Source organism: Humiphilus diazotrophicus, from assembly GCF_059726315.1.
Genome location: NZ_AP040870.1, coordinates 7,274,035 through 7,299,810 on the forward strand (window position 1 = coordinate 7,274,035; position 25,776 = coordinate 7,299,810).

Genomic DNA, 25,776 nt, shown 5'->3' on the forward strand with positions numbered 1-25,776 from the left:
CGTAAGGTGGATTGGCTGTTCGAATTTTGCAGCCCACTCCAACTATCCCTTGACACTCGATAGTCGAATGCCTACCATCGGAACTCATTGAGGGTAGAACATCTTCCATGACGAAGCAAGAGATAAAGCAACGGGCGAATCTACTGCAGGGCACGCTGGACATGCTCATTTTGCGGACGCTTCTGTATGGTCCTGCGCATGGGCATGAAATTGGGAAGCACATTCAGCGGACCACGAACGATTTTCTCCAGATGCAGCATGGATCGCTATATCCCGCGTTGCACCGTTTGGAGAAGCGAGGATGGGTCATTTCCAAGTGGGAAACGGCGCCGGACCGCAACCGGGAATTCAAGTATTACCGCCTGACGGAGAAGGGTAAGAAACAACTCGTGGTCGAAGAATCGCAATGGAAGCAGATGGCCGAAGCGGTTGCACGAGTGATGTGGCCGACTACGAAGGAGAGCTAAGATGCGATTCTGGCAGATAGGGAAGCGGAATGCCGATCTTGAGCGTGAACTGCGTTCCGACCTCGAACTGGAAGAAGAAGAGCAGCGCGAGAACGGGCTGTCGCCGGATGAGGCTCGTCACGCGGCACGACGAGCTTTCGGCAACATGACTTTGATTCGCGAACAGACTCATGAGGTGTGGGGCTGGGCGATCTTCGAGCATCTATGGCAGGACCTTCGCTATGCCGTACGCCAGTTGCGGAGGTCGGCAGGATTCAGCGCCATTGCCGTCATGACCCTTGCTCTGGGAATCGGCGCAACGACTGCGATTTTCACTCTGGTCTATGACGTGATGTTACGTCCGCTGCCCTTTGCCGAGGCGGACAGGCTTGTGACTGTTGAAGAAATTGCAGCGGAATGGAGCAATATCTATCCCACGCTGCCCGTAAGTGCGAATCATTTCACCTTCTGGAAACAGAACAGTCGCAGTTTCGATTCCATGGCCGTGATGCAGCAAGGTTCGGCTCCGCTTGGTGCCGAAGGGCGTCCGTCGCGTGTGGGTGTTCTTGCGGCAACGCCAGGAATCTTCTCCGTGTTGCGCGTGCAACCGCAATTGGGCCGGGCTTTCACGGAGGAAGAGGCCCAGCCTGGAAACGAGCACGTTGCGATTCTGCTGTACGATCTGTGGCACGAACAATTTGGCAGTGATCCCGGAATTGTTGGCAAGACCATTCGGCTGAGCGGCTTTCCCTACAAGGTAATCGGCGTGATGCCGCAGTCCTTCCACATGCCTGCTGTGCAAACGGTCGCTACAGTCTCACAATTGAACCACGTTTTGCCGATCGGAGTGCTGGAGCCATTGGCTTTCTCAAAGGAGCGGCTCGCCGAACAAATGGGCGATCTGAACTACTTCGGATTGGCCCGGCTAAAGAGAGGCGTATCCGTTGCCGCTGCTACGGCAGATCTCGATGCCCTGCAACACACGATAAGTGTGAATCTCTCCGCAGATGAAAAGGCAACACTGTCAGTCTTTCTCACACCCTTCCAAGAGAAACTGGTGGGCAACAATCGAAGACCGCTCCTGATCCTATTGGCGGCTGTTGCCGGTTTATTGATTGTCGGTTGTGTGAATGTCACCAACCTACTGCTGGCGCGTGCGGTTGGCCAGAAGCAACAAATGGCGCTGGCGGCAGCACTGGGTGCAAGCCGCGCGGAGCTGGTGCGGATGGCACTTCGGGAAACTGCGGTCCTGGCGGTTGCAGGATGCGCTTTGGGGATTCTGCTGGCTTCGGCGATCGTTCCGGCTATGCAGCGATATCTTCCTCCTGCGCTCGATTTTCGCGGTTCTCTGCATCTCGATTGGGCTGGAGCAGGATGCGCTGTGCTCCTAGCAATTGTCGCGACGATGGTTGCCGGAGCAGCCCCGGCCTTTATGATCTCGGGTACTGCTCCGCACGAAGTGCTTCATACGGAGTCACGGCTCGCCAGCGAATCGCGTGGAACCTGGCGCGTCCGTCGCATTCTGGTGGGAGTTGAAGTGGCCGTCAGCGTTGCGCTTATACTCACCACCGGATTGTTAGTCGCCAGTCTGGTAAAGCTCATGAGTGTGGATCGCGGATTCACCACCGAACACACGATAACCGCTACTCTTGATTTGCCGAGAGAGTCCTATCCCGATGACCAACATCGCGCGGCTTTTTACAGAGAGGTTTTGGAACGCATCGATCTGCTGCCTGGAGTGGAGCATGCATCCTTTACCAGCAGTCTGCCATTGACGGATGACGGCTGGGTCGATATGGCCCGCGTTGCCGGCGATGCGCGGCCTTCCACGCAACTGCCCCTGGAGAACTTCCGCGCTGTGAGCCCGGACTATTTCTCTACTCTCCAGCTGCAACTCCTTTCGGGGCAGTTTTTCAGTGGGAGCGATTGGGGTAAGAATCTGGCTCTGGTTTCGGAAAAGACCGCGAAGACTTTGTGGCCCGGACGGAACCCGATTGGACAGGAGTTCAACCGCGCAGAGCAAAGCGTGAAGGCTCCCTTCAAGGTTGTCGGCGTTGTTGCAAATGCAAGGACGGTTTCGTTGGCAAAGCCGGACCCCATGATGATTTACGTTCCGTATTGGTATAGCTGCGAAGCCATGGGTGGTCTGATGGTGCGGACCCATCAGCTTCCCTCGGAAATGGAAGAATCAATTCGACAAACCATTTGGAGTGTCGATCAAAGTGTTCCTGTTCCAACAATGCGTAGCTTGGGGAGTGTGGTTGCGGACTCGGTGGCGAACCAGCGTTTTGAGATGGATCTTTTGCTCCTGTTTGCGATCAGCGCGCTATTTCTGGCTGGACTTGGAATCTATGGCGTAACCACCTATTCCGTTGTGCAACGACGTCGCGAGATCGGCTTACGCATCGCACTGGGGGCGCAGCGCGGGAGTGTCTATCGACTGGTGCTCCACGATGGGCTGCTTCCTGTTGTGGCGGGTGCAGGGATCGGCGTAGTGGTGTCCTTTGCCTCGGCGCACCTGGTGCGCGGTCTCCTCTTCCAAGTGAGTCCCTATGATCCGGTGCTGGCTGGAGGGGCTGTCTGCGTGCTACTTGCAATCGGCATCATTGGTTGTCTGCTGCCCGCCCGTCGCGCGGCTTCTGTCGATCCCATGAAGGCCTTGCGTACGGGGTAAGGCCTGTGCGCTGTCCGAAGCCCTATGTGAGCGCGAGAAATGGGCCAGAGCAAGCAGCCAGTATGGGGCTTGCCATGCGGTAGAGGCGCTTTTCGGTTGATCGATAAGGAAGAGTGCTTCGTGATCATGAATTCACGCCGCCGTTGCAAGCTGATTCCACTTACCGCGCGGTAACAGTCAGATTCGCATGATAAGCAGTAAACTTCCCGTTCTGCTTGTACCGTCCAAAATGGCATCCCCGAAATTGCTGATACAGCATTGGTACCGGGATCTTCTTGTCAGAGGCACCCAATGTCATGAGCCCACCATCCTCATGTACCTGAAAGGTGATGGTAATCTGTTTGCCCGCTGATGCAGAATCGGCTATTTCATGTGGTAACGAGCAGTCTGTTATCTGCTTTCTCGTTGCACTATCATCGAGTTCGGGAATTGGATTACTAATTTTAGATTCAAAATGTAGCACTAGCGGCATCTCCATCTGTTGTGCCACCCCATCTACAATTAACGGTTGGAACTTATAGCGCAGAGCCTGCTCCATTCCAAACTGCTCCAGCGCTCTGTTGTCTGAAAAGTGTTTCCTCGTTTCTCTCACTTGGCCTGTGCGGTCGGTACGTGCATAAACGAGCATGTATCCATCCGTCTTACCTTCACGTACATCAGGCCAATGAATCTCAGGTGTCTTCTCAATGAGACTTTCTCCCTTTAATGTCGATACAAATGTTGTTAGAATCTGGTCTCTCTTTGGAGTCGTTTCTTGAACGGAGAACAAAGAATCATTAACGTCTTCCAGCTTCTCCAGTAAAGTCATTTGAGCAGAAATTGTTTGAAAGTCTTTTGTCCTTGTTTTGTAAGTACGTGCAATCTTCTTGTCTTCAAAATCCTGCACGTTTTTAAAATCTATAAAGTATGGGAAGGTCATAGCAGAATCAAGACTTGAAGCCTGGTCCTTCGTACAAATTACCTCGAAGGTCAGCTCATCAGTAATTCCACCTGGCTTGTCTTCATGCTTAAGGCAATCGGCAGACACTTGCGGACCAGCTTTGCGAAACTCTCTGGCCATCGGCACCGGATCTATCATGGCCAAGACGAAATTCTCTAACCATCGTGGATAGTAATCGCCGTCATTCTTCTCATAGAGACGATTCCCATTCACTATCTTTGTCTGATTAAAGTTATGCGAACTTATCACTTGCCGATACTTTGTCGCATTGACCCACCAAATTTCTAGGCGCCCCGAATAGTCCTCTCCAACATTGCCAATCTGTAGGACCGCATGAAATGGTTTACCTTCAAAGGTCAATGAAGAAATCTTCAATACTTTATGAAGTGCGATGCTTTCTTCAGACTCCTGTGCAAGACACATCGATGGAAGACATACGAAAGCCAGAACCAATCTGCAAATTAATCTTAAAGTCATGCTCAAATCCTTCTACTGTGATAGTCGAAGACCCCTTATTGTACAGATACGCTTGGTTTCACTCGAAAAGAGGACTCTGGGAACTGGGGTGGTACTCAATCCCTCCGTTGCCACTTAGGTCCAAATACAGGATTTGAATAGGCCACCCCTCCCTAACGCCCAGGCTTTTATTTTTAGGGGGTGCTGAAAAGCCACCGTCAATGTTGCGGTTGGACACTGAGGCTGTTGAGTATCGCTTGAGCGTGTCTTCTCTGCTGCTCCCCAGCGGAGGAAGATGCTGCTAGATTCTGCATGACGGTGATGACCTTGCTCTTATCCGTGCCGGTCACCGCTACCGCATTGATGGCTTCGTGCTGCACCTTTGTATCCGCGTCATACATGTACTTTTGGGAGGCTTGGAATAAGATATCCGAAGGTACCTTGGTCCCGCTGATGGCGTAGAGGATGTTCAGCCGATGCTTTGCATCAGGAGCTTCTTCCAACGCTTTTTGCACCAACATTTGATTCTCCCGAGGGGCGCCTTTTTCTTTGAGAAGTCCTGCTGCTCCCAACTCAGCCGTGCGAAAGTTAGCTGATTCCAAAGACCTGACGAATAGGTTGTGTGCCTGCGGAGGCGGACCCGCCGGATTCATGGCAAGTGCAAATAATGAGTCATTCCTGACATAATCCGTGGCATCCATAGCGGTGACAAGCAATTGCGGGAAGCAAGAAACAACAACGCCGTTATGCTCCGGAGCTGCGAGCACAATTGCCTGAAGAATGGCAGCAGACTGTTGGCGAACCTCTGGATCGGGATCAGTTAAGGCGGTACACAATGTCGTTGCATCTTTTTCGATTGTAGGCATCGCATGCTCTGCAACGATGTTCATGCTCTCTCTGGCTTTATTCGCGACGTTTGGATCGCTGTTGTGCATGTCTGCAAAGGCCCTGGCGAGAGGCGTTTGGGCAAGACCATAGCAGCTCAGCCCGAATATGAGCGGAAGTGTGATTAAGAATATCTTTTTCATGGTCGTCTCCGCTGGCTGGTTGGTGGCCCATTCAAGCCCTCCGTTGGCTGGAGTGGGGCAGTTTGTCAGCGCAATTTAGTCTATGCCTTGGGGCCTGAAGCGATTTCACTTATCGGGGACAAAGCCACTGTGTCACTTTCTGCTGCTATCATCGCTGCGCTTCCTTTCTGACGGAAGGAAATAATCAAATCTTTGAGACTGCGTCGTAACGCATTTGGCGTAAGTATCGTTTCTATCTCTCCGACTATGTGATTATGCTTGAACGTGTTCATTTACTGCTGCCAAGGGGGAGGAGAAAAAGGGAAAGAGCTGTTGGGAGACATTCTCTGAAGTAGAACTGCCCCACTCAAGCCAAAAGAAGGCTTGAATGGGCCACCCCGCCAACTAATTCACTGTTTTGTCATACCGGTATAGACGATCAGCCCTGCTAATAAGAGACAGATAATACGGCCATAGGGAACGCCGGGGCGTTTCGCAATCCAAATGGTCAGAACGATCAAAATAGCAAGAACCACAATCTCAGCAAATCGGACAACCTTTTCGTCGTTTCTGAGGTCGCCTGCCTCCTGTCTTAGCCAGTAGGCAGGGGCGCCAACCGTATAACCCTGACTAGCAATTGGGGGAAATGATATCCGAACTGCAGAGGATATCATCAAACTCAGTACACATCCGCATAGCGTTATCAGTGTCGGAATTGCTATTCCCCGAGCGGCATACAGCAGCAATGACTGCCACGCAATAGTCAATCCCACGCCGAAAATTGGTCCGCGAACCAAGCTCAATGCTGACCGCTGCCCCGATTTCGAATAGGCGTCTTCCAATATCAAGCTCAGGACTATGGTTGCAACTGGAATACCGAGCCGTAAGAATGCCAACGGCTCATTTAGAAATGCTCGAACTTCAATCCAAGACGCCGCCAAAAAAGAGACATATATGCCTACTGCTTGTATCAAAAGTATAGGCGGATCGACTGTTCGAAGTATTCTACTGGCGATCACGAAAGGAACATTGCGGATAATCTCCAACGCATATTGGCCTGTGGAGTTGTACCGTTCCCGAAAATCGCCGACCACTTCCTCGCGGCATGCAGGTGGGAGTAAGATAGCCGCAATTGCTTCGGCTATTTTAGAAGGTCCGCATCCTGGTGACACACTTCCCTGGTCTCGTTCCCCATCCATTTGGCACCTCTCGTGTCTACAGTTTCGGAGGCAACGTTCCATGGCAACTTGGCGGAAAATGCAGCATCTCGCATTGCTCGCTCACCACAAGCATCGATACGGTAACAGCGTTTGGCCCTATTCCCACGCTCCGGCGTAGGTTCTGATAACCAAGACGATATAAATCCTTTGTCTTCTAGTCTGTCGAGTGTAAAGTATACAGCGCCAAGCGAAATAATCTTTGGACTAATCATGTCTTGCAAATAAGAGTGGATCGTTACTCCATAAGCATCTCTGCTTACCGCTAAAACAGCCTTAAGGACCGCCTGTTCGAATTGGCTGAGAGCTCTGGTTAACGCCATGACGTACTATCTTAAACCGAATTCAGGATGGGAATTCCAATAAATACAGGGCCGGTAATGATCAGATTCTTTCGTCCCGTGCCGCGGGACCTTTGCAGAACTTGAGATAGATAGGTATCCAGACGAGGGCCGGCGGTTCGTGTCTCAGCTGCCATAGGCTTACACTTAAGCCATATGCTCAACCACGGCTATGCCTACACCTCGATCATCAGTAGCGAGCACCGTGGGCAAACACTGCTCTCTCACTTGGCAAGCCTTTACCCCCATGCAACAGCTCAAGTCTGGCAACAGGAACTGAACAAGGGCGAAGTTACCCTCAACGGCGTCATCGCCAATGGCAGTGAATTGCTTATTCCGGGCCAAACACTTGTCTGGAACCGCCCCCCATGGATTGAGCCAGATGTCCCGCAGCACTTTGAGGTCCTGTATGATGACCCGCATCTGCTAGCTGTCAACAAACCAAGCGGAGTGCCCACCCTTCCCGGTGGCGGTTTCATGGAGAACACCCTTCTACACTTGGTGCAAAAGCAATTTCCCAATGCAAATCCTGTCCACAGGTTGGGTCGATGCACAAGCGGCATCGTCCTCTTCGCGAAAACATCGCAGGCTGCGTCTGGGCTATCTGCAAACTGGAACACACCCAAAATTCAAAAAATCTACCGGGCGTTGGCTCAAAATGTTGCAGAGCACGACTTCTACGAGATCCTTACACCCATCGGTCTTGTACCGCATCCGCGCATCCATTTCGTTTGGGCTGCCAGCCCAAAGGGAAAGCCATCAAAGTCGGTTGCAAAGGTGATCTCACGCACCACAAGCACTACAGTATTCGAGGTAAGCCTATATTCAGGCCGTCCTCATCAAATCAGAATCCATCTGGCATCTATCGGACATCCCCTGGTTGGCGATCCTTTGTACGGAACAACCGGCCAGCCTCTTGAAAATCTTCCAGGTCTCCCCGGCGATGGAGGATATTTCCTACATGCTCAATTTCTGAAGTTCCAGCACCCCATCACCGGAGAACAAATCAATCTTGAGGCAGCTTTGCCCTCCGGATTCGCACTCATCCTTGAAAAGTAACTTGAGTACGCTATCGGATTATGTGTGGATCAGTGCATCGAAGATTTCTTCTGCCAGTTTTCGCAGATGGTTGGGATGGAGGAGCGAGGGCCGAAAGAGACGCTCCAGCACTAAGCCGCTAAGGGTGCTTCCCAGGACCGCAAGCCTCCGTTCAATTTCGATCTGCGCCGTCTTGGTCAGATTCTTCCCAAACAGTAGCTCGATGGAAATTCCATCGGCCCCGGTGAACAGCGCATTGTAGAGCTCCAGCCATCTCTCGCGGATCGCCGGTCGTCGAACCGCATAGAGCTTAAACTCCAAGGTGATCGTATCCGCCTTTGGAGAAGAGATCTGCTCTGCAAGCCAGCATTTGAAAATATTGCGCCGCTTGAGCGGGTCAGACTCTTCCCGAATCTTTTTACATTCTTCCTTGAATACCTTGGAGACACGATGCTCCATTAAGGCCAGGAAGAGATCTTCCTTGCTTGCGTAATGGGCATAAATTCCACCGCGTGAGCAGCCCGCTCGAGCTGCGACTTCATCCAATTGCGTGTTTTCGAAGCCCAATTCAGCAAATACCGATTGCGCGGCATCCAGAATCTTTGCCTTGGTAGCCTCGGTGCGGGCCTGTGGCCTGCGTGTTGTGCGTGACCTGTGCATGTTTAAAGACATTTTAAGAGACAAATTTCGAAAATTCAGGATATTATAAAAACCGACGCATCGGTTTTTTTTAATGATAAAACATAATCGTCCTCTCCTCTTCCTGCACAGCACCCGCGCCGTTCTCGTGGCATGGCTGCTGTTGTCTGCAGTCAACTTCAGGACGCAGGCCTTGCAAGTACCTGCTTCGACCGACACTTCATCCCAATTGGCGAAATCCGCACCCGTCCGCATCGAAGATGTTGTCGACATCGTTGGCCTCGAGAATAAGCCTGGGGCTGAAGGCGTCCTGGCTTTTAACGAGAAGGCCATGACCTTCGATGCTGGTGGCCATTCGACTGCTATTCCACTCAGCTCCATCCTCGCGTTCTCGGTTGTCGATGGCGATAAGCCTCTTATCCGGGGGACCAAAGGTAAAATTGCAGAGGCCGCCCCCTACGGTATCGGATTTGCAGTGTCGATGACCAGACCGGCAGCCGAGATGTTGACCTTCTTCTACAAGGACTCTTACAGAGCTATTCACGCCTGCATTCTAGTGCTGCCGAAAGGTACCGGAGAAAGTGTGATTTCTGCGCTTGCCGCAAAACTCTCTCCGACCGAGTATCCGAAGACAGGCAATCTGATGTCTTCAGTTTCGGAAGCACAACCAGGGCCAGGAGCCCAGATGGCGCCAGTTTCCGGGCAGAGCAAGCCGTCTATAGAAGTCACTCTGCCGGCTGAAAGTGTCGACGGTATTCCACCTGCTTTTCCTGCGGCTGTGTACGAGGACCTGATCGGACAGCTTACGAAAACTGGACTCTTCGCGCACGTATGGCGGGCAGGCGATGTCCGTAGAACTTCCGAGGCGTTGGTTCTGCATGTCGATCTCGAAGATTGGAAGAAAGGCAGTGCGCGCGGACGAGGTCTTGGGCCTTTCACCGGAGCGACGGTCCTCCAGAGCAGTGTCACGCTGGAGGATAGGTCCGGTCGAATACTCTTTCAGGAGACAGTAAAAGGGAAGAAGCGTACGAAGGGAGAAAGCCTGGACGTGACAAATGGACTCGCCAAGCGTGTCAGAAAAGAGCTGGAGAAGACTCCCGCTGTGGTATCGAACAAGCAAGCGGGCAAGTAACCACTATGTTACTGAAGAAGATCTCCAAAGAAGTACCTCTTCGAGCAGGAAGTCAGGACCAGAAGAGAGCTGCCTCCGTCTCTGCTTGCATTATTCCTACCGTTCGTACACAGTAGCCGCGGGTGAAGCGTAGCGAAACCCGGGGAGAGCAAACCAACAAGACCTCCGTGCCGGAGGTGCGGAACGAATCTCATTTGCAAGATGAGCAAGATTTCGTTCCGCCCCATCCGGGGGCGGCAGAGTATTTTATTTATCCGTTACCCCGGGTTTCGCTACGCTTCACCCGCGGCTATTTCCTTGGCATCCCTCCAGGATGCCCTATGTGTGAAGGCTGATGCTCGGCTGCCAAAAGAATAGAGACAAGGAGAAGGAATTCCTGACCCTCTTATTTGAAAAGAACGGAAGCGAATTATGTATATGTCAAAAACTGGACGTTGTTGCTGCTCCGATGGCTCACTCAAGCTCCAGCACCAATCCGAAGTAGTTGAGGGTATCCCGAGTATAGAGCGGGCATTAGCTGCCTTTCACTTCACGGTTGCCAGGGCATATGGAGGGGAAGAGGCCGACAAGGCTGCCGAGGATTGGATCGAAGAATTTCAGAATTCCGAAGCAGACGTGAACACAGATTGGCGCTCTGTTACCGCAACGGCTGCTCAGCGCCTCGCTTACCGCGTTGCTGCTTCTGTACAGCTTTGAAACTTATTCGATTCGATATGTTCACTTATATCTAGACGACGAACTATCGCAAGCCTCTATTTCTGCTGTCTCCTTAGGAATTCTTGCTCTGAAATTGGCGTGTAGGTGGGGTTCTTGCTCTTCTGTTTTTCAAGGGCGTATGTTTGGCCCGTGGTCAGGACCTTGCCTTCTGCCGGGATACTTTTACTCGTCGTGCCAATCGTTAGGATTTTGAAATCCTTATCGGTTTCCCCTGGAAGAGCCTGCGTAAACTGCTCTTGGAAGGATGGCGATGTGTCTGACTTTACACCTGTGTTGCAAGGCGTCAGATAGATGGTGGCTCGGCTTTTCAGGGCAGGTCCAATTGCTGCCATCACTTTCGGAATGCTGTATTCCTTTTGATCGTCGCTACGGATCGCGCTGGCGCCGGGCGCACAGTGCCCCACAATCGCAATCAGGGGGCGATCTCCGAAGAGAGCACCGCCACTATTGGTGTCCTTCATCATGAGCTGTTGCCATTCATCGGTCAGGTTGTCCATCTCATCGTACGGGCACACATCGAAGAAGGTGCCCGTCGGATGATGTTGCTCCCAGGTGGACTTGATTGAATTGAAAACGGTATCACGTAGAGTGTCCCCTTTATATTGCCGGTCCTGCCGCCCCGCGGCATTGAATACCAAACAGAGGCAAGAGGTGAAATTACTCATCTCGAAGGGGTTTGGAAGACTATAGATGAGTGTCGCGGCTTTTGTAAGTGCGCTTAGGCCAAAGGTGACCAGACCTTTTTTGACAGCTTCCATCCTCTGGACGGTATTGGGCGATGAAGGAACAATGCCGGGTCCAGCGGTCTTGTACGGCGCTGGTCCTCGTCTCTGGTTCGGGTTCAGTCCGGGACCAATCTGAGGAGTGATCGCCGCCCGTTTGGCCTGAAGGTGTGAGGCAATCGCAGGCCGGTACACGGGCGGAGCCGCCGATGCGGGCTTGAACGATTGAGGGGCTTTGTGTGCCGCAACATTCTGGTTCCGTTGAAGTGGTCCCGCGACACTTGGCCTATATACAGGAGGCGCTGCAAGTACAGGCCCTGTCGGACGGTAAACAGGAGGGCCCGCAGCTACCTGTTTACGCTGGACGAAAGCGGGTGGAGCGCCAGTCGGCACAGCTGCGGCATTCTTTGCTATGCGGGTAGACGGCAAAGGACTACGAAGATTCCGTTGGGGCACTTGTCGGTCGCAGGGCGGCGCGAGCGAAACTTGCGGCGAAACAACGGGATGTCTAGGCGTTATTGCAGGACTTGCGCTTCGTATTGCGCCCAAGGGTGGAGTGACAGATCGCCCGGCATCGTGAGGCATACCGTTGCTCCTCCTTCTTCGTCCAAGTTTTCCCGAGCATAGGCGAGCGTGCCCAAGGTGTGTTGCATAAGAATAGCGCAAGAATGCAACACTCGAATAAACGGCACCTTCCAGCAAGCATCTTTACTGTCGGGCCGGTGGTACATCCAAGCCTTCTTTGGGCATCAATATCTTCAGTATCTTCAGTGACGTTGGATCTTTACAGAACTTGAGATAATGCGTATCTCCGATGCCGGGAGGGGGAAAGATGAGACGCTCGCTGTTCTCTATGGTGCTGGTGTCGCTCGCCTCGTTTTCGTTTTTACTCTGCGCGGCCTCTGGTCTGCACGGTCAGACCTTCAATCTGCAAACAGGACGCGAGGCCGTCGCCACCCTCGACGGCCTCTGGCGCTTTCATACCGGAGATAATCCCGCATGGGCCGACCCGAATTTCGACGATTCGCAATGGCCTCTGCTCCGTTCCGATGAGGTGTGGAGCCGACAGGGTTATAAGAACTATGGCGGATTCGCATGGTATCGTTTCACCGTCACGGTGCCCCAGGATACTAAGAACTGGTCCATCTACTTAGGACCGATGGAAACGGGTTATCAGCTCTTCGTCGATGGACGTCTCGTTGGTTCCTTCGGGCCGATCCTCAATTCTTTAAACTATGCCGCTTCACGCCGCGTCTTCACCTTGTCGTCCGCCACCTTCGGCCCGCGTACGTTTCATATTGCCATCCGCACCTGGCACTCTCCCGTCTGGGCGGATTATGCAGAGGGAGGATTTGTCGGCAGTAGTTATTTCGGAGACGCTCGCCTCATTGCTCAACGTGTGTCGACTGATAGAGCGCTTCTGTGGAACGGGCTCGTCGATGAATACACTTATGCCGTCGTGGGCACGCTCGTCGGGCTCGTTGTGCTCGTCTTATTTTTTGTCCGCCGCGAAGAGCGTGAATATCTATGGTTCGCGCTGCTTCTACTAGCGAACGCGATAGATGTTGGACTAGACATCTGCCGGCAACTTGCACTAATCCCTTTGCCGGTCTTCGATTTTATTGATGGCTTAGTGCAATCGGCTGCTCTCCTTGCAGCTCTGGCCTTTTTCTCCGTCGTGCTGCGCGCCCCGCGTTCGAGAATCTGGTGGTCTGTCGCCGCACTGTTGGTCCTCAATCCCCCAGGGGTCTTTCTTTACGTCTTCAATGTCAGCTCCGTGGGAATCGCCGGTCTGCTTGTCACCCTGGCTGTGCTCCCCGCCATCGTGTGGATTCTCGTAACCCTGCTTAAGCGTGCACTCCAACGAGATCGCGACGCGCTCATCCTGCTTGTCCCCACCGTTCTATGGCAAGGGTTTCCTCTGATCGACAGCCTTCTCCTCATCACGTGGCAATTGGGATGGCAGCGATGGGCGGCACACTGGGTTTTCCCCTTGCTAACCAAACCGTTCGTGCTGATGCCCCGTCCGGCCGTCGGTACAATCTTCATCTTTGCCCTACTTCTATTTCTGATTCGCCGCTTCTCGCTCGCACGTCAGGAGGAAGCGCGCCTCTTAAGTGAACTCGAATCTGCCCACAGCATTCAACGCACGCTCGTGCCGCCTATTTCAGCCTCATTCAGCGGCTATGATCTGAATGGTCTCTCGCTACCTAGCAAAGAAGTGGGAGGTGATTTGGTAGACGTAGTCTTGCTCCCCAATCGATCCATCCTTGCCTATGTGGCTGACGTTTCCGGTCACGGACTTCAGGCCGGTATCCTCATGGGCATGGTCAAGACCGCCGTCCGAACCATCCTGCTGGAATCCTGCGATGATCCCGCCGTCCTCCTGGCCAGTCTCTGCGACCGCCTCAACCGCGCATTGCCCACAGTCAAGGAATCGCACATGTACGCGACCCTCTCGGCTATCTGCCTTGCCCCCGATAGACGTATCCAATACACCCTCGCCGGACACCCGTCGATCCTCTACTACCAGGCATCCAGCCAGACCGTGCAAGAGCTCACGTGCAATCAACTCCCCGTCGGCTTGCTTCCGGTGGACGCATATATCTCCCACTCCCTGCAGATTGAAAAGGGCGATCTCCTTGCCATAGCCACTGACGGCATCCTCGAAGCTGCCAATACCCAGCAGGAAGAGTTCGGAAGTGATCGTATCGCCGCGCTCCTTAAGCAAACGCCCGGGCAGGAACTCGCAAGCATACGCGACAGCATCGTTTCCGCTGCACAATCCTTCGGAAAGCAAGCCGACGATCAGACGGTCCTGCTTATTCGCCGTGTTGAATGAGTTTGAAAGATGCCCGTGATAAACGATGTGTCAGGCTTCCAGCCTGTTGTAAAGCTCAAAACGATGTGTTGCTCCAGTTTCAATCAAGAATAAGTATCCGAGTTATTGAGGTTCGTCTTCTCAAATATTGAAAGTTGATCATTAGCTCTTGAGAGATGGACGTGTTGTTCAAAAGGCTAATGTTATGAATTATGATTTCCGTTTATGTTTCTGAGCTGGAGAGTAAGCATCGTGGCAAGGAAAGTATTTTATTCGTTTGTAGCGGCAGCGGTGGTCCTGTTGTTTTCTAGTGCATCGTTCGGTTTGCAAATTGGGCATGACGGGGCCGGAGAAAATGATAGGAGCACGATTTATTCAGACTCCTTCGATGTAGTCTCTATCCACCTTCATGATCGATCCGATAGGGCATTTTCTGTGTCTCCAAAGGCACCCAAATTCGTTGTGACTAACGCTTCGCTGGAATTCTTGATACAGTTCGCTTATCACCTCCACCCTTTTCAAATCGAACACCTGCCTGCTTGGACAAGAGACGTTGGATATGACATTAATGCGAAGATGGACCAAAACTCGAAAGAGGATGCCCTTTCGCAAGAAGACAGCGCGGTGGCGGACAGAGTTCTTCGGAAACGGCTCCGATCCCTTTTAGCCTCCAGATTCGGGTTGAGCGTTCACTCTATTCAGAAAGATGTTCCTTCTTACCAGCTCGAGGTTACAAAAGACGGTCCAAAGATCGAACGTGGAACGGAGAACAAAGGATTCCGCACGAGAGTGGGAGAACTGTCCTGCTCTTATGCGAGCATGGATGATCTGGCGTCCATGTTGTCTGATGTTTTAGGAAGTAATGTGTACAACCAAACCGGATTAACCGGATCGTTTAAGTTTACCTTGAAATGGTCGCCAGAAAGATACACAAAGCAAGACTCGGATAACCCAGAACTGTTTACAGCATTGAAAGAACAGTTAGGCCTGAAACTGACAAGTAAACGACATCTTGGAGAAGTTCTCGTTGTTGACAGTGTCGTCCGCCCATCCGATAACTGATAGTTGATTTTCCGATGGGGTAAGGGTGGGTTAATGAGTTGACCCGGGACACAATATTCACGTGGCGGTGAATCAATCCGACAGAACTTTATTGGGACACCTGGGTTTATTCGGGTGTCATTGTTTTGATTTCGTCGCCCGATGTCCGCCTATCAGCGAGGTCGTGATCCGAAATCCTGTATTCGCAAGTTCGTGCCTTTGTTGTGGAGTAGAGAGTACACAAACGGATTTAAGAATGTTTGCAAGAAAGAGAGACGAAGTCCCGCATGTACCGTAAGAATTGTTCAAGCTCAGTGTTCGGCGCTGGAATAATTTGCTTCACGCTATTGTGCATGAGCTCTTTTGCCGAGGAGCCTCTCCCAAAGGCCACAGCCTCTCCTCATGTAGTCTCGCCTCATTTCTTCGGCGTCAACATTGAGAACAGCTATTCGAGCCCCGTCCCTTTGTGGACCGATCCGAAGCTGCAGAGGGCCATCCGGGAGACCGGTATGGAGACGGTCCGCTTTCCTGGTGGGGACGTCAGCAATTACTGGGACTGGAAGAGCGGGAGCGTCTATCCTCTCGGCAAAGCCAACAAGACAGAGGACACGCTGAGCTCTCTGGCCAGTCTAGCTCATGCTACCGGCACCTATCCTATCTATTGCCTGAACGTGATGACGCTGAACAATGCCGTGTTGCAGCGTGCGAACCTATCTCAGGCGATAGCGAACCAACTCCAGATGCTGAAGGCTGCGAAAGGGATGAATCTACCCGTGCAGGACCTGGAGCTTGGCAACGAGTTCTATTGGAGCTCGCCTGACCACAACAAGGCATTTCCCACGGCAGCGGACTATGCGTCGGCGATGAATGAATGGACCGCGAGCCTTAAGCAAGCCTATCCCGATGCGCAGATCGCTTCGGCCGGTTCGATTCCTTCGTCTGGAGATGCTCGCACGAAAAACTGGAACGGCGCGTTGATCGGCAAAATCTACCATGTCAATGCCGTGACTTTGCATCGCTATGACAGCATCGTCGATGGAAGCATCTGGGATGGAACTCCAGCCGATGCCGTGCTTGGCAATGTCTTCAGCGATTGGGCCAAGATCGTTTCCGGCGAGGTGAACCCTATCGAGAAGGACAAGCTGCGGGTTTGGGTGACCGAGTATGGAGGGCTGAAAGACTGTACTTCAAATGCACACTTTACAGGCACCTGGTTGGAGGCAGTCTATCAGGCGCAGATGGTTGTTCAGTTCCTTTCGAATGTTTCGGTCGAACAGATTGAGCTTTACAACGTTACAGGAAGCACCAGCTCGCTGATGTTCCAAAATACCTCGTCCTATTGGAACAGCTGCACGAACAAGAACATGACGTTCCATGCAACGTCCGGTGACCTTACCGCTACGGGACAGGCCTATGCTCTCTTCGGCAGAGCCTTGAAGCAGGCGAAGTATGTCTATCCAGTGACGTTTCCGGAGTTGCCGATGGTTCATCCAAAGTCAGGAATGGCGTACCCTTCGGTGACGGGTGTTGCGTTTACAGGAGAGGCAGACCAGTGGGTGCTCCTGAATCTCACCGGCAAGTCGCTGACGCTCCACTATCCTGGGATAGGGCAGGGAACGATGGAGAGTCTCAGTGCCCCTTCGCTGACGACGATGGTCACCTCCGAGCATGTATTGCAGCATGTGACGCATGCGTTCGATGGTCGCAGCTTCTCGCTGCCGCCATTTTCCGTGAACAGGATTGTGGTCAAGGCCACTGCACATCGCTGATTGCAGCATGCCGATAGTTCGAGTCCCAGGAGAATCGAAAGCTCATGAATACCTCTCCCTGTTTTTAGCTCTGACCTTTTCTCTTTCTGCCAAGGCGCAAGCTGTGGTTTCATGCCCAAGTTATCCCCCGGTGCGAAATGTCAGTGGGCCGGAATTCTATTCGGATGCGAAAGGGTCAACGGTCGATCCTGCGAAAGAGGCAGAACTTGCGAAAGCTCGGAAGCCCATCAATGACTTTCTTTCCTATGAGACACAATCGCTCGATGGCGCACCGGCCTGGAGCAAAATTACGGACCTGTCTCCGGAGTGTGCCAATCTTCTGCTGGAGAGTTGGGCCGCTGCCGGAGCCATGGCTACGACGGTAGACGCGCAAGGAAAGTACAGTCGTGAGGGCGGCGTCGATAAAGGCGAATTTACACGCGGCATGGTGATGCTTACGATCAAAGTGAAGGCTCGCGGCATGCCACTGGGGCCAGACGTTCTGCCCTGGCTCGGCCATCTGGTTGGCGACAAGATGAAGGGAGATCGCGACCATCTCGCACAAGGGAACCGAGAGGGCAATCTCTATTACGAAGATGGCGCTACCGCGGCAGGCTATGCGTTATTGACACAAGACAGGAACGCATACGATTTTCAGAGCGAAGTCTGGCGATATTTTCTGGCCTCCGTGCACAGCGATGGCTATCTGGACTCGGAACTCTCGCGGGGTTCCCGGGCTCTCATCTATCACAATCGAGCGTTATCCATGCTGCTGGCCTTGCGTGAGATTCGCAGAGCACTGCACATTCCCGAGACAGCAGCGGACCGCACAAAGCTGAAATTGCTGTCCGATCTTGTCGGACATACCATCTGCCATCCCGAAGAGATGGCGGCGCGGGCCGGAGTAGCCAGCGAAGAACCGATGGGCGATTGGGGATATCGCGTGCAGCAAGTGTATGGTGCAGACCTGATGAACAGGGACTGGCAGACCTGCGGCATGAAGACAAATAACCTGACCGATCTGAACGGCGGCGGCGATCTTAACAAGATGCATGAAGCACTGATGGCGCTGGCACAGGCCCAAGGAAGGTGACGAAAGCTCATGAATAAGACGGCTTACTTCTTTTTCAGCCCTTCCTTGGGCATCGAGATCCAGTTCGCTCTGAACATCCATCCCGATACAGCCATCTTTGAGACGTGATCCGGATGAAGAAGACCGTCGCTTAGATCAGATGAAGCTGTGGCACTAAAATCCCACCTTCGCTTTGAGCGGCTCACTCTATATAAAGGCCTCCGCTCTGCCGGGGATATTTACCTGCTGGATCATTCCTGTTCGAGGACTAGAGGCCGGTTTTCTGGACAGTCTGCCGGTCGTCTACAGCCCAAAAGCCAGGCACGTTTGGATAGTGTCAAGCGCATTTCTGGAGAACACACTGCTCGTTCGACAGAGAGATTAATCCTGAAAATGGGTATATTTGACTGTCGATGAGTGGTAAGGCCTGTTGGCTACAACCCAGAAAACCGCGAGAGCTGATCCGCGGACATTTGCCGACATATCGTTACTGATCCGATGTCAATGAGTACATGGGCGAATCTCTCAGTTACGTCAGGCTCAGACCTCCGTCCGAGACCACAATCTCACCCGTTAGGTAGTCGGAGGCTATCAGCATCATGACGATTTGGGCTATATCCACCGGAGTGGCTGGTCGTCGCATTGGTGACAGATCGCGCCAAAGCTGCTGGGCAGCGCTCCAATCCGCTGTTAGAGGGGTGTCCACGAGGCCAGGGGCGACGGCATTTACCCGAATGTCCGGAGCGAGCGATAAGGCGAGCAGCCGGGTAACGTGGTTGAGTGCCGCTTTGGACGCGGCATAAGGGATGGATGCGCCCTTGGGCTGGACGCCAGCGTGTGAGCTGACATTGACGACACATCCTGAGCGACCTCGACTGGCCGCAGCTCTCAGAGCGGTCTCGGCTTCAGCCACAAGGCGAAAAGGGGCCACCACGTTGACTTCGTGTAATTCGTGCCAGATGGCGGGCGAAGCCGCCAGAAGATCGGTATGCGGAATAACGCGGCTCATCCCGGCGTTGTTGACAAGGACATCGAGGCGCTCCCAGCGAGACACAGCCTCCCTCACGAGCCTGATTCTATCGGCATCGTCGGCCAAATCAGCTTGAATGTAAATAGCATTTCCAAGTTCAGCGGCCAGTGCGTGCCCCTTTTCCACTGAGATACGTGAGTGCAGGACCACGGCATATCCCTCGTTGGATAACCGGCGGGCAATCGCAGCACCAATGCCAGAAGTTGAGCCGGTTACAAGCGCAACGGGCGAGGAACTATTCGCAGTCTGGTTCAAAAATACTCCTCATTTGCTGCCATCCTTAACTTCGATCCAAGCGCCCGGCGTTCCACAATTGGCTCCCGATGTTCGTCGTTGGTTCGTGACGTCCCCAATACCACTCATTAACCTTTAAGGTATTCCGCATCGGGTCCTCCAAAAACATTATCTTCTGAATCTCTATGGCGAGGCACGTTCGGAAGAAAGATTAGTCCCGAGAACGCCGAGGTCGTCAGAAGTGGCTCCCGTCGCAATCGGCGTTTTTCATTACCAATCCACTAGAAAGTCTGAAACTGATGCTGAATGAGCGGACCGCCCTGTTGCCGATGATTGAACCCGGTTGGCACTGCATTGTCGTAATAGCAATTTCGATTCATTTCGTCAGTGCATGACTTTCCCTGTTAACATCCGACCCAAGTAGATGGATACTTCAGTCGGATGCCTACCCAAAAGAATTCCGCGGACCGAATTGCCTTGCTGCAGGGAACACTGGATCTCTTGATTCTGAAAATTCTGGCGCTGGGCTCGACACATGGCCAGGGTATCGCCCGGTTGATTCAACGTCAGTCAGAGGAAGTGTTTCTTGTTGACCATGGCTCGCTCTATCTTGCGCTGCAGAGGCTTGAAGACAAGAAATGGATCAGCGCCAAGTGGGGAGTGAGCGAAAACAACCGCAAGGCGCGTTTCTACACGTTAACCGCAAAAGGCCGGAACCAGCTGGTTGAAAAGACGGATGAGTGGGAACGGCTTACGCGAGCGATTGGACTGATTCTTGGCGGTGCGAAATCCCCAGGAGGGTTCAACGGCGAGGAGGCCTGAGCATGTTCGGGAGCAGACGCAAAGCGGAAGATTTTGCGGAGGAGATCAGGACACACATTCAACTAGAAGCTGACGAGCTAAAAAGCACTGGATGCAACGAAAGCGAAGCGCAGCGAAGAGCCAGGGTCCAGTTCGGTAGCACGCAAACCGCTCGCGAACGCTTCTACCTTAAGAATCGTGTGCAATGGATGGATAATTTCGTCCGTGATGTGAAGTTTGCCTTCCGCCAGTTTGCGAAGAATCCAGGTTTCACAGCAGTCGTTGTGCTCACCATGGCACTGGGCATCGGAGCAAACGCTGCCATCTTCAGCATTCTCGATTCAGTGTTGCTCAAACCATTGCCATACAGCCATCCTGAAAGCCTCATCAAAGTCTGGACGCGATTCACCGGAATCGGCCAGCCCAACGATCAGAATTGGGTGTCGGTTCCGGAATTCCGCGATTTGGAACAGTTGAATCACAGCTTCAGCGATCTTGCAGCCATCTCGGGCGGGTCCTTCAATTTGGGCGTAAAGGGTAGCCCAATGCGAGTGGTTGGAGCATCGATTTCTCCGAACCTGTTCGCTTTACTCGGCGCACAGCCCATGTTAGGCAGGCCGTTTCTCGCTGAGGAGGCACAGCTGGGACGCGATCACGAGGTCATTCTCAGCTATGGCCTCTGGCAACGGATCTTTCAAGGAAATCCGAATGTGATTGGCGGCAACCTGTCCATTGATGGTGTGCCCATGACGGTTGTTGGCGTGATGCCCGAGGGATTCTCATATCCGGCCGAATCCGAAATCTGGGGTCCATTGGCTTTCTCCCCAGGCGACCTGAGTGAGAATAGTCGAGGTAACCATGGCCTTGAAGTTCTCGGGCGCATCAACCCCGGGCTTTCGCTGGCCCAGGTCCAGTCGGATATGGACCGCGTATCCAGAACCATGATGGACCAGCACGTCACCTACCCATACAACATATTCAATTTTGGAATCATCCTGCATCCCTTGCTCGAAGAGACTGTAGGCGACGTGAAGCCGTCTCTGCTTCTGCTCATGGCGGCCGTCGCTTTGGTGCTCGTGATTGCCTGCACGAACATCGCCAATTTACTTTTGACCCGCTCCACCGAACGCCAGCGGGAGATAGAAACGCGCCTTGCACTTGGTGCAAGCGGAGGCCAGCTGGCAAGGCAATTGTTGACGGAAAGTGTGGTTCTGGCCATCGCGGGCGGACTTATCGGACTCGCAATTACGCCCCTTGCCCTTCGCGGACTGATTGCCCTTGCATCCAAGAGCTTGCCGCGAACTGTGCACACGGAAATCGATATGCGAGTGCTCGCAGTTACCGCAATCATTTCGCTAGCCACAGGAATCCTATTTGGTTTGGCACCCGCTCTGCAGGCGGGATACAAGCGGAACTTCAATTGTCTGAAGAGCGTGAGGAACTCCGAAGGTAAACGCCCGAAGCGGCTGCGTGGCGCGCTGGTCATAGGCGAGACGGCGCTGTCGGTTCTGCTGATTGCGGGTGCGGGACTGCTGTTGAGGAGTTTCTCCGCGATTCTAAAGGTCGATCCAGGTTTCCGGCCGGAGAGTGTTCTCACATTCCGTGTTGCCTTACCCGATTCGCTTTACAGCAAGCCTGAGCATGTCCGCGGCTTTTATTCGGAGTTGTTGAGCCGCGTGCAAAGGCTGCCGGGCGTTCAGGTGGTAGGCGCTGTCTCCGGTTTGCCGTTAAGTGGTCAGGGCGGTTCGGGAACAGTCTCCATCGACACCGAGTCCGTGCCCCCGGCGAACAGGACTCCGGAAGCGGATCGGCGCACCGTGACCCCGGACTATTTCAAAGCAATGGGCATTTCTCTCGTTGCCGGGCGCTTCTTTGAAGAGCGCGACACCGATGGTGCGTCACCCGTGGTTATCGTCGACGAGAGCCTTGCGCACACCTACTGGCCCGATCAGGACCCCATCGGCAGGCGGCTCCGCATGGGTGGTACCGGCTCGACTGCGCCCTGGACCACAGTAGTGGGCGTTGTCCGCCACGTTCGGAACCGGACTCTCGAAGCTCGCTCGCGTGTAGAGGTTTATTGGCCTGCAAGCCAGCGCCCATCGAGCAACATGTCTCTCGCAGTACGCACTACCGGCGATCCGATGGACCTGGCGCCCACCATCCAGAGTGTCGTGACGTCAATCGATCCGGACCTGCCCGCTTACCGCGTCCGCACAATGACGGATGTGATGGGCGATTCTCTTCAGCGCCGCCGCCTTGCGCTGATCCTGCTCGCGGGTTTTGCGGGGCTGGCTCTGCTGTTGGCTACGATCGGAATCTACGGCGTGACGGCTCATGGCGTCACACAGCGTCAATTGGAAATTGGCGTGCGCATGGCCCTCGGAGCCAATCGCGGCCAGGTTCTGCGGATGGTGATCGGGGACGGGATGATGACGATTGCGGCTGGTATCGGTTTAGGCCTGGTTCTATCGCTCCTTCTCACTCGATTGATGAACGGCCTGCTTTTCGCCGTTCATGCATCGGACCCTCTGGCGCTATGCGGCGCTGTGCTGCTTCTCCTCATCGCCGCGTTGTCAGCCATTTTGATTCCCGCCCGAAGAGCAACGAACGTGAACCCGACGGTTGCTCTGCATTGCGAGTGAAAGATGATGACCACCTTTTAGGTTTGCGACAACTCCGGGGTGGTAGTGGACATTTCCCCTGCTGGCTTGTTCGTGTCTCCCTCTTCATCGCCAATACGCACACTGAGCCCGATTAGTACCGATATGTCCGCATCGCGCAAGCTTTCGGAAAGCGATGTCTGGGAGCCCGCCGCTCCACGTGCGCTTCATCGTGATGCACCCACAAGGACAAGATTTGTATCGATAAGTCGGCTAGCCTTCAGTCATCCGTTGTCATGCCAATTGGACTCTTAGCGCCCCAACAGATACAAAGAGTGTAAAGAGCGAGCACCTTAGCGCAAAGGTTGTGGATTGTCCTGAAGTCCAGTTCGGAGAAACCAGACCGACCTAAGGACCCAATGTCGCTATTGACCTTATTCCTTCTTTCCGTAACGTAAAAAACCGCAAAAAAATGATTGCGCATCTCCTCCTTGTATATGTTACAGTCTGTAACGTTATGAAGAGTAACACTACGCCGTCTCACGATCCTGCCGAACTGGGAGAACTGGAACGCGAGGTCTTGCTCATTGTCTGGCGCCATGGCTTTGTCACTGCCGACCAGGTAAGAGAAGATCTCGACCGCCCGCTAAAAGACTCCACTGTCCGCACTGTCCTTCGCCGGCTGGAGGAAAAGAGTTATCTTGCGCACAGTGTTGAGGATCGCACCTTTATCTACCGTCCTGTCGAGTCGCGCCAGCGTGTCGCCGGCCGGGCAGTAAAACGTATCGTGGACTGGTTTTGCGAGGGCTCTGTCGAGACGCTGCTTGTCGGCATGGTCGACTCCAAGGTGCTCGACCGCACTGAGCTTCAACGCCTGGCAGACCGCATCGCTGCTGCACAAAAGGCCGCTCCACCAGCTAAAAAGGAGACTCAATGACTCTCGTCTTCATCGAGGCAGCCGCGCGTTCCCTCCTCCTCGGCTTGGCAGTCGTTGTGGGCCTGCGCATCTTCCGGGTCCGCAACGTGCCGGCGCAGAAGGCTACCTGGAGTCTAGTGCTGGTCTCCGCACTTGCCATGCCGCTGCTGTTGCCTGTGATGACGCGGTGGCATCTGCTCCCCACAGGAGTCAACGTTGTTCTTCCTGCTGATCCGATAGCGCTCCTTGAAGATCTGCAGACCAACATTCTGACCAAGAGCAGCGCAGGCAAAAAACTTCCAGATCCAGCCGCGTCCACGTCTCAAAGCAATCCTCCGCGAAGCCAAGAACTTTTCATCCTCAAGCAGGAACCCGCTCCGAATACGGAGCAAACGCTATCCCTCGCTGCGCGTACGCATCGCGCGGCCGAGCCGGGACAGGATGCACCCTTCGCGCCTAACAGCTCTGCCCCTTCTTCTGCTCAATTGGTCGTAAACAACGTAAGTCCGGTTGGGGGATCGCGATTCCCGGCATCCATCCGGCACAACCTGATCGATTCGCCTATTTTCTTGGCCCTCATGCTCTATTACGGGATTACTGCACTCCTTATTGCCCGTCTTGCCCTGGGTCTATTCACGACGATTCGCCTGTGGCGTACCGCCAAACCGGTTCCAACCTACCTATTGCCACACGATGCGGCTTCCCTTCCGATCCGCGCCAGCAGCAAAGTCGCTTCGCCGCTCACCATTGGTTCGTCCATCCTGCTGCCGGCAGATTACACAAACTGGGATAGAGAGAAGTTGCGAATCGTTCTTGCCCACGAGCGGTCACACATCCGCCAGGGCGATTTCTATCTGCAGATACTCTCTGGTCTCTATGCCGCACTCGTCTGGTTCAGTCCGCTCGGCTGGTGGCTCAAGCATGAGCTCACGGAGTTGGCTGAAGCCATCAGCGACCGCGCCGCAATGCAAGAAGCCACGAGTCGCACATCCTATGCCCAAATCTTGCTTGAATTCGCGGCTACGCCGCGCCGAATTTCTATAGGAGTCGCTATGGCACGTCCTGGCAGTTTATCCCGACGCATCGAACGCTTACTGAATGACAATTCTTTCCGCCAGTGCTTTGCCGGTGGACGCCGCGCCCTCATCGCTGTTGCGCTGGTGCCCATGGCATTGTTCGCCTCCACCACTCTCGTACGTGTACAGGCCGCAACGGGCACGCAATCGGCTTCACCGCTCCCGATCGCTGCACCCGCCGCTCACGCGACTACACTTGGCAATAAGGCGCTCCCGCAGTTGCCGGGAACTCTTGAGCTGAAAGCTCCCGTCTCGACCCCGGCTCCTGAAATGGTCGCGGCGGCTTCACCTGCGCCTGCGGTTCGCAGGGTCGCAGAAGGAGCACAGGAAAATGGATCGCTGTCCTTCGATCGCACGCTTTCTGTAAGCGGCGCAGCTCAACTCTCTGTCTCTACAGGTTCGGGCAATATCCATATCACGCGCAGCTCCGGCAATCAGATTCACATTTATGGCAAGATCAGCGTGAGCGAGAATGGCAATCCAGAACAGGCCCGCCAGATCGCCACCAATCCGCCCATCGAACAAAACGGAGATGTGGTTCGCGTCGGCCAACACCAGGAGCAGTGGAAGGGCATCAGCATCGACTACAAGATTGAAGCACCCGAAGGCACAACCCTTACCGCCAACTCCGGCTCGGGCGATATCGTCGATGAGGGCGTGGGCCGGAACGCAAAGCTTCAGACAGGCTCCGGCGATATCCGCGCCAACGGCCTGGAGGGAGCGTTGACGGTAAAGTCCGGCTCAGGCGATATCGTTGCGACGCAGACGGGCCAGGGTGACGTTGTCGTGGAAACAGGCTCCGGCGATATCGAGATCAAAGGCATTCACGGTGGTTTGCACGGACGAACAGGCTCCGGCGATATTAAGGCAAGCGGTACACCCTCCGCTTCCTGGGCTCTGCAATCAGGAACGGGCGACATCTCACTCTGGACTAACAATGCGCCATTCACTCTCGATGCGTCCACGGGCTCAGGCTCTGTGACCACCGAACATCAGATGGTAGTGCAGGGCTCGTTCGATCGCCATCATATCCGAGGCACCGTGAATGGAGGCGGTTCCACGATTCAAGTGCAAACCGGCTCCGGCGAAATTCAAATCCATTGATTTC

Annotated in this window: 20 protein-coding genes; 13 read left to right on the forward strand and 7 right to left on the reverse strand. The window is 53.8% G+C overall.

Going from position 1 to position 25,776, the window contains the following annotated elements; genetic code table 11:
• Positions 1–107: 107 nt before the first annotated feature.
• The gene (locus tag AC6I7T_RS29110; RefSeq protein ID WP_497791345.1) at positions 108–467 is read left to right on the forward strand and encodes a PadR family transcriptional regulator; all 360 of its coding nucleotides are present in this window, start codon (positions 108–110) and stop codon (positions 465–467) included.
• A gap of 1 nt (position 468) precedes the next feature.
• Positions 469–3,120 (forward strand): ABC transporter permease, encoded by a 2,652-nt coding sequence (locus tag AC6I7T_RS29115; RefSeq protein ID WP_497791346.1) that lies wholly within the window; start codon positions 469–471, stop codon positions 3,118–3,120.
• A 160-nt stretch (positions 3,121–3,280) separates the two neighbouring features.
• Here AC6I7T_RS29115 and AC6I7T_RS29120 read toward each other — a convergent pair whose 3' ends face one another.
• From AC6I7T_RS29120 to AC6I7T_RS29135, 4 genes are all read right to left on the reverse strand, one after another.
• Positions 3,281–4,543, reverse strand: coding sequence for a hypothetical protein (locus AC6I7T_RS29120; RefSeq protein ID WP_497791347.1), 1,263 nt, complete (start codon positions 4,541–4,543; stop codon positions 3,281–3,283).
• A 191-nt stretch (positions 4,544–4,734) separates the two neighbouring features.
• Complete coding sequence (locus AC6I7T_RS29125) at positions 4,735–5,544, reverse strand: hypothetical protein (protein ID WP_497791348.1); 810 nt, start codon at positions 5,542–5,544, stop codon at positions 4,735–4,737.
• 389 nt (positions 5,545–5,933) lie between these two features.
• The gene (locus tag AC6I7T_RS29130) at positions 5,934–6,722 is read right to left on the reverse strand and encodes a hypothetical protein (RefSeq protein ID WP_497791349.1); all 789 of its coding nucleotides are present in this window, start codon (positions 6,720–6,722) and stop codon (positions 5,934–5,936) included.
• Positions 6,665–7,063, reverse strand: a complete 399-nt coding sequence (locus tag AC6I7T_RS29135; protein WP_497791350.1) for a PadR family transcriptional regulator — start codon at positions 7,061–7,063, stop codon at positions 6,665–6,667. The genes AC6I7T_RS29130 and AC6I7T_RS29135 overlap by 58 nt, the downstream gene beginning before the upstream one ends.
• A gap of 174 nt (positions 7,064–7,237) precedes the next feature.
• Here AC6I7T_RS29135 and AC6I7T_RS29140 point away from each other — a divergent pair, with 174 nt between their 5' ends.
• Complete coding sequence (locus tag AC6I7T_RS29140; protein WP_497791351.1) at positions 7,238–8,140, forward strand: RluA family pseudouridine synthase; 903 nt, start codon at positions 7,238–7,240, stop codon at positions 8,138–8,140.
• Positions 8,141–8,158: 18 nt separating this feature from the next.
• Here the strand turns inward: AC6I7T_RS29140 and AC6I7T_RS29145 are convergent, their stop codons facing one another.
• Positions 8,159–9,031 (reverse strand): TetR/AcrR family transcriptional regulator, encoded by an 873-nt coding sequence (locus AC6I7T_RS29145; RefSeq protein ID WP_497791352.1) that lies wholly within the window; start codon positions 9,029–9,031, stop codon positions 8,159–8,161.
• Between AC6I7T_RS29145 and AC6I7T_RS29150 the strand changes: the two genes are divergently transcribed.
• On the forward strand, positions 8,988–9,890 hold the full coding sequence (locus AC6I7T_RS29150) for a hypothetical protein (protein WP_497791353.1): 903 nt from the start codon (positions 8,988–8,990) through the stop codon (positions 9,888–9,890). The two genes, AC6I7T_RS29145 and AC6I7T_RS29150, sit on opposite strands and share 44 nt — an antisense overlap.
• Before the next feature lie 411 nt (positions 9,891–10,301).
• Positions 10,302–10,586, forward strand: coding sequence for a hypothetical protein (locus AC6I7T_RS29155; protein WP_497791354.1), 285 nt, complete (start codon positions 10,302–10,304; stop codon positions 10,584–10,586).
• A 56-nt stretch (positions 10,587–10,642) separates the two neighbouring features.
• On the opposite strand, the gene AC6I7T_RS29160 is transcribed toward AC6I7T_RS29155, so the two are convergent.
• Positions 10,643–11,914 carry a hypothetical protein gene (locus tag AC6I7T_RS29160; RefSeq protein ID WP_497791355.1) on the reverse strand — a complete coding sequence of 424 codons (1,272 nt, stop codon included), beginning with the start codon at positions 11,912–11,914 and terminating at the stop codon, positions 10,643–10,645.
• A gap of 247 nt (positions 11,915–12,161) precedes the next feature.
• Here AC6I7T_RS29160 and AC6I7T_RS29165 point away from each other — a divergent pair, with 247 nt between their 5' ends.
• From AC6I7T_RS29165 to AC6I7T_RS29180, 4 genes are all read left to right on the forward strand, one after another.
• Positions 12,162–14,171: a PP2C family protein-serine/threonine phosphatase gene (locus tag AC6I7T_RS29165; protein ID WP_497791356.1), complete on the forward strand. Its 2,010-nt coding sequence runs from the start codon at positions 12,162–12,164 to the stop codon at positions 14,169–14,171.
• 204 nt (positions 14,172–14,375) lie between these two features.
• Complete coding sequence (locus AC6I7T_RS29170) at positions 14,376–15,212, forward strand: TIGR03435 family protein (RefSeq protein WP_497791357.1); 837 nt, start codon at positions 14,376–14,378, stop codon at positions 15,210–15,212.
• Positions 15,213–15,700: 488 nt separating this feature from the next.
• Complete coding sequence (locus AC6I7T_RS29175) at positions 15,701–16,960, forward strand: hypothetical protein (protein WP_497791358.1); 1,260 nt, start codon at positions 15,701–15,703, stop codon at positions 16,958–16,960.
• Positions 16,961–16,967: 7 nt separating this feature from the next.
• Positions 16,968–18,032: an alginate lyase family protein gene (locus tag AC6I7T_RS29180; protein WP_497791360.1), complete on the forward strand. Its 1,065-nt coding sequence runs from the start codon at positions 16,968–16,970 to the stop codon at positions 18,030–18,032.
• A 508-nt stretch (positions 18,033–18,540) separates the two neighbouring features.
• On the opposite strand, the gene AC6I7T_RS29185 is transcribed toward AC6I7T_RS29180, so the two are convergent.
• On the reverse strand, positions 18,541–19,296 hold the full coding sequence (locus AC6I7T_RS29185; RefSeq protein ID WP_497791361.1) for an SDR family NAD(P)-dependent oxidoreductase: 756 nt from the start codon (positions 19,294–19,296) through the stop codon (positions 18,541–18,543).
• Between the two features lie 420 nt (positions 19,297–19,716).
• Here AC6I7T_RS29185 and AC6I7T_RS29190 point away from each other — a divergent pair, with 420 nt between their 5' ends.
• The 4 genes from AC6I7T_RS29190 (at position 19,717) to AC6I7T_RS29205 (ending at position 25,772) form a co-directional block, all read left to right on the forward strand.
• Positions 19,717–20,097, forward strand: a complete 381-nt coding sequence (locus AC6I7T_RS29190; protein ID WP_497791363.1) for a PadR family transcriptional regulator — start codon at positions 19,717–19,719, stop codon at positions 20,095–20,097.
• Positions 20,098–20,099: 2 nt separating this feature from the next.
• Positions 20,100–22,718 (forward strand): ABC transporter permease, encoded by a 2,619-nt coding sequence (locus AC6I7T_RS29195; protein WP_497791364.1) that lies wholly within the window; start codon positions 20,100–20,102, stop codon positions 22,716–22,718.
• A 475-nt stretch (positions 22,719–23,193) separates the two neighbouring features.
• Positions 23,194–23,613, forward strand: coding sequence for a BlaI/MecI/CopY family transcriptional regulator (locus AC6I7T_RS29200; RefSeq protein ID WP_497791365.1), 420 nt, complete (start codon positions 23,194–23,196; stop codon positions 23,611–23,613).
• Positions 23,610–25,772 (forward strand): DUF4097 family beta strand repeat-containing protein, encoded by a 2,163-nt coding sequence (locus AC6I7T_RS29205; protein WP_497791366.1) that lies wholly within the window; start codon positions 23,610–23,612, stop codon positions 25,770–25,772. The genes AC6I7T_RS29200 and AC6I7T_RS29205 overlap by 4 nt, the downstream gene beginning before the upstream one ends.
• Positions 25,773–25,776: the final 4 nt, after the last annotated feature.

Coding starts and splice junctions, on each gene's coding strand:
- AC6I7T_RS29170 (WP_497791357.1), top strand. CDS start 14,376: ATGTTTCTGAGCTGGAGAGTAAGCATCGTGGCAAGGAAAGTATTTTAT.
- AC6I7T_RS29180 (WP_497791360.1), top strand. CDS start 16,968: ATGCCGATAGTTCGAGTCCCAGGAGAATCGAAAGCTCATGAATACCTC.
- AC6I7T_RS29205 (WP_497791366.1), top strand. CDS start 23,610: ATGACTCTCGTCTTCATCGAGGCAGCCGCGCGTTCCCTCCTCCTCGGC.
- AC6I7T_RS29175 (WP_497791358.1), top strand. CDS start 15,701: ATGGAGACGGTCCGCTTTCCTGGTGGGGACGTCAGCAATTACTGGGAC.
- AC6I7T_RS29195 (WP_497791364.1), top strand. CDS start 20,100: ATGTTCGGGAGCAGACGCAAAGCGGAAGATTTTGCGGAGGAGATCAGG.
- AC6I7T_RS29155 (WP_497791354.1), top strand. CDS start 10,302: ATGTATATGTCAAAAACTGGACGTTGTTGCTGCTCCGATGGCTCACTC.
- AC6I7T_RS29135 (WP_497791350.1), bottom strand. CDS start 7,063: ATGGCGTTAACCAGAGCTCTCAGCCAATTCGAACAGGCGGTCCTTAAG.
- AC6I7T_RS29130 (WP_497791349.1), bottom strand. CDS start 6,722: ATGGATGGGGAACGAGACCAGGGAAGTGTGTCACCAGGATGCGGACCT.
- AC6I7T_RS29140 (WP_497791351.1), top strand. CDS start 7,238: ATGCTCAACCACGGCTATGCCTACACCTCGATCATCAGTAGCGAGCAC.
- AC6I7T_RS29145 (WP_497791352.1), bottom strand. CDS start 9,031: ATGTCGACAACATCTTCGATGCGGACGGGTGCGGATTTCGCCAATTGG.
- AC6I7T_RS29125 (WP_497791348.1), bottom strand. CDS start 5,544: ATGAAAAAGATATTCTTAATCACACTTCCGCTCATATTCGGGCTGAGC.
- AC6I7T_RS29160 (WP_497791355.1), bottom strand. CDS start 11,914: ATGCCTCACGATGCCGGGCGATCTGTCACTCCACCCTTGGGCGCAATA.
- AC6I7T_RS29110 (WP_497791345.1), top strand. CDS start 108: ATGACGAAGCAAGAGATAAAGCAACGGGCGAATCTACTGCAGGGCACG.
- AC6I7T_RS29115 (WP_497791346.1), top strand. CDS start 469: ATGCGATTCTGGCAGATAGGGAAGCGGAATGCCGATCTTGAGCGTGAA.
- AC6I7T_RS29190 (WP_497791363.1), top strand. CDS start 19,717: ATGCCTACCCAAAAGAATTCCGCGGACCGAATTGCCTTGCTGCAGGGA.
- AC6I7T_RS29200 (WP_497791365.1), top strand. CDS start 23,194: ATGAAGAGTAACACTACGCCGTCTCACGATCCTGCCGAACTGGGAGAA.
- AC6I7T_RS29165 (WP_497791356.1), top strand. CDS start 12,162: ATGAGACGCTCGCTGTTCTCTATGGTGCTGGTGTCGCTCGCCTCGTTT.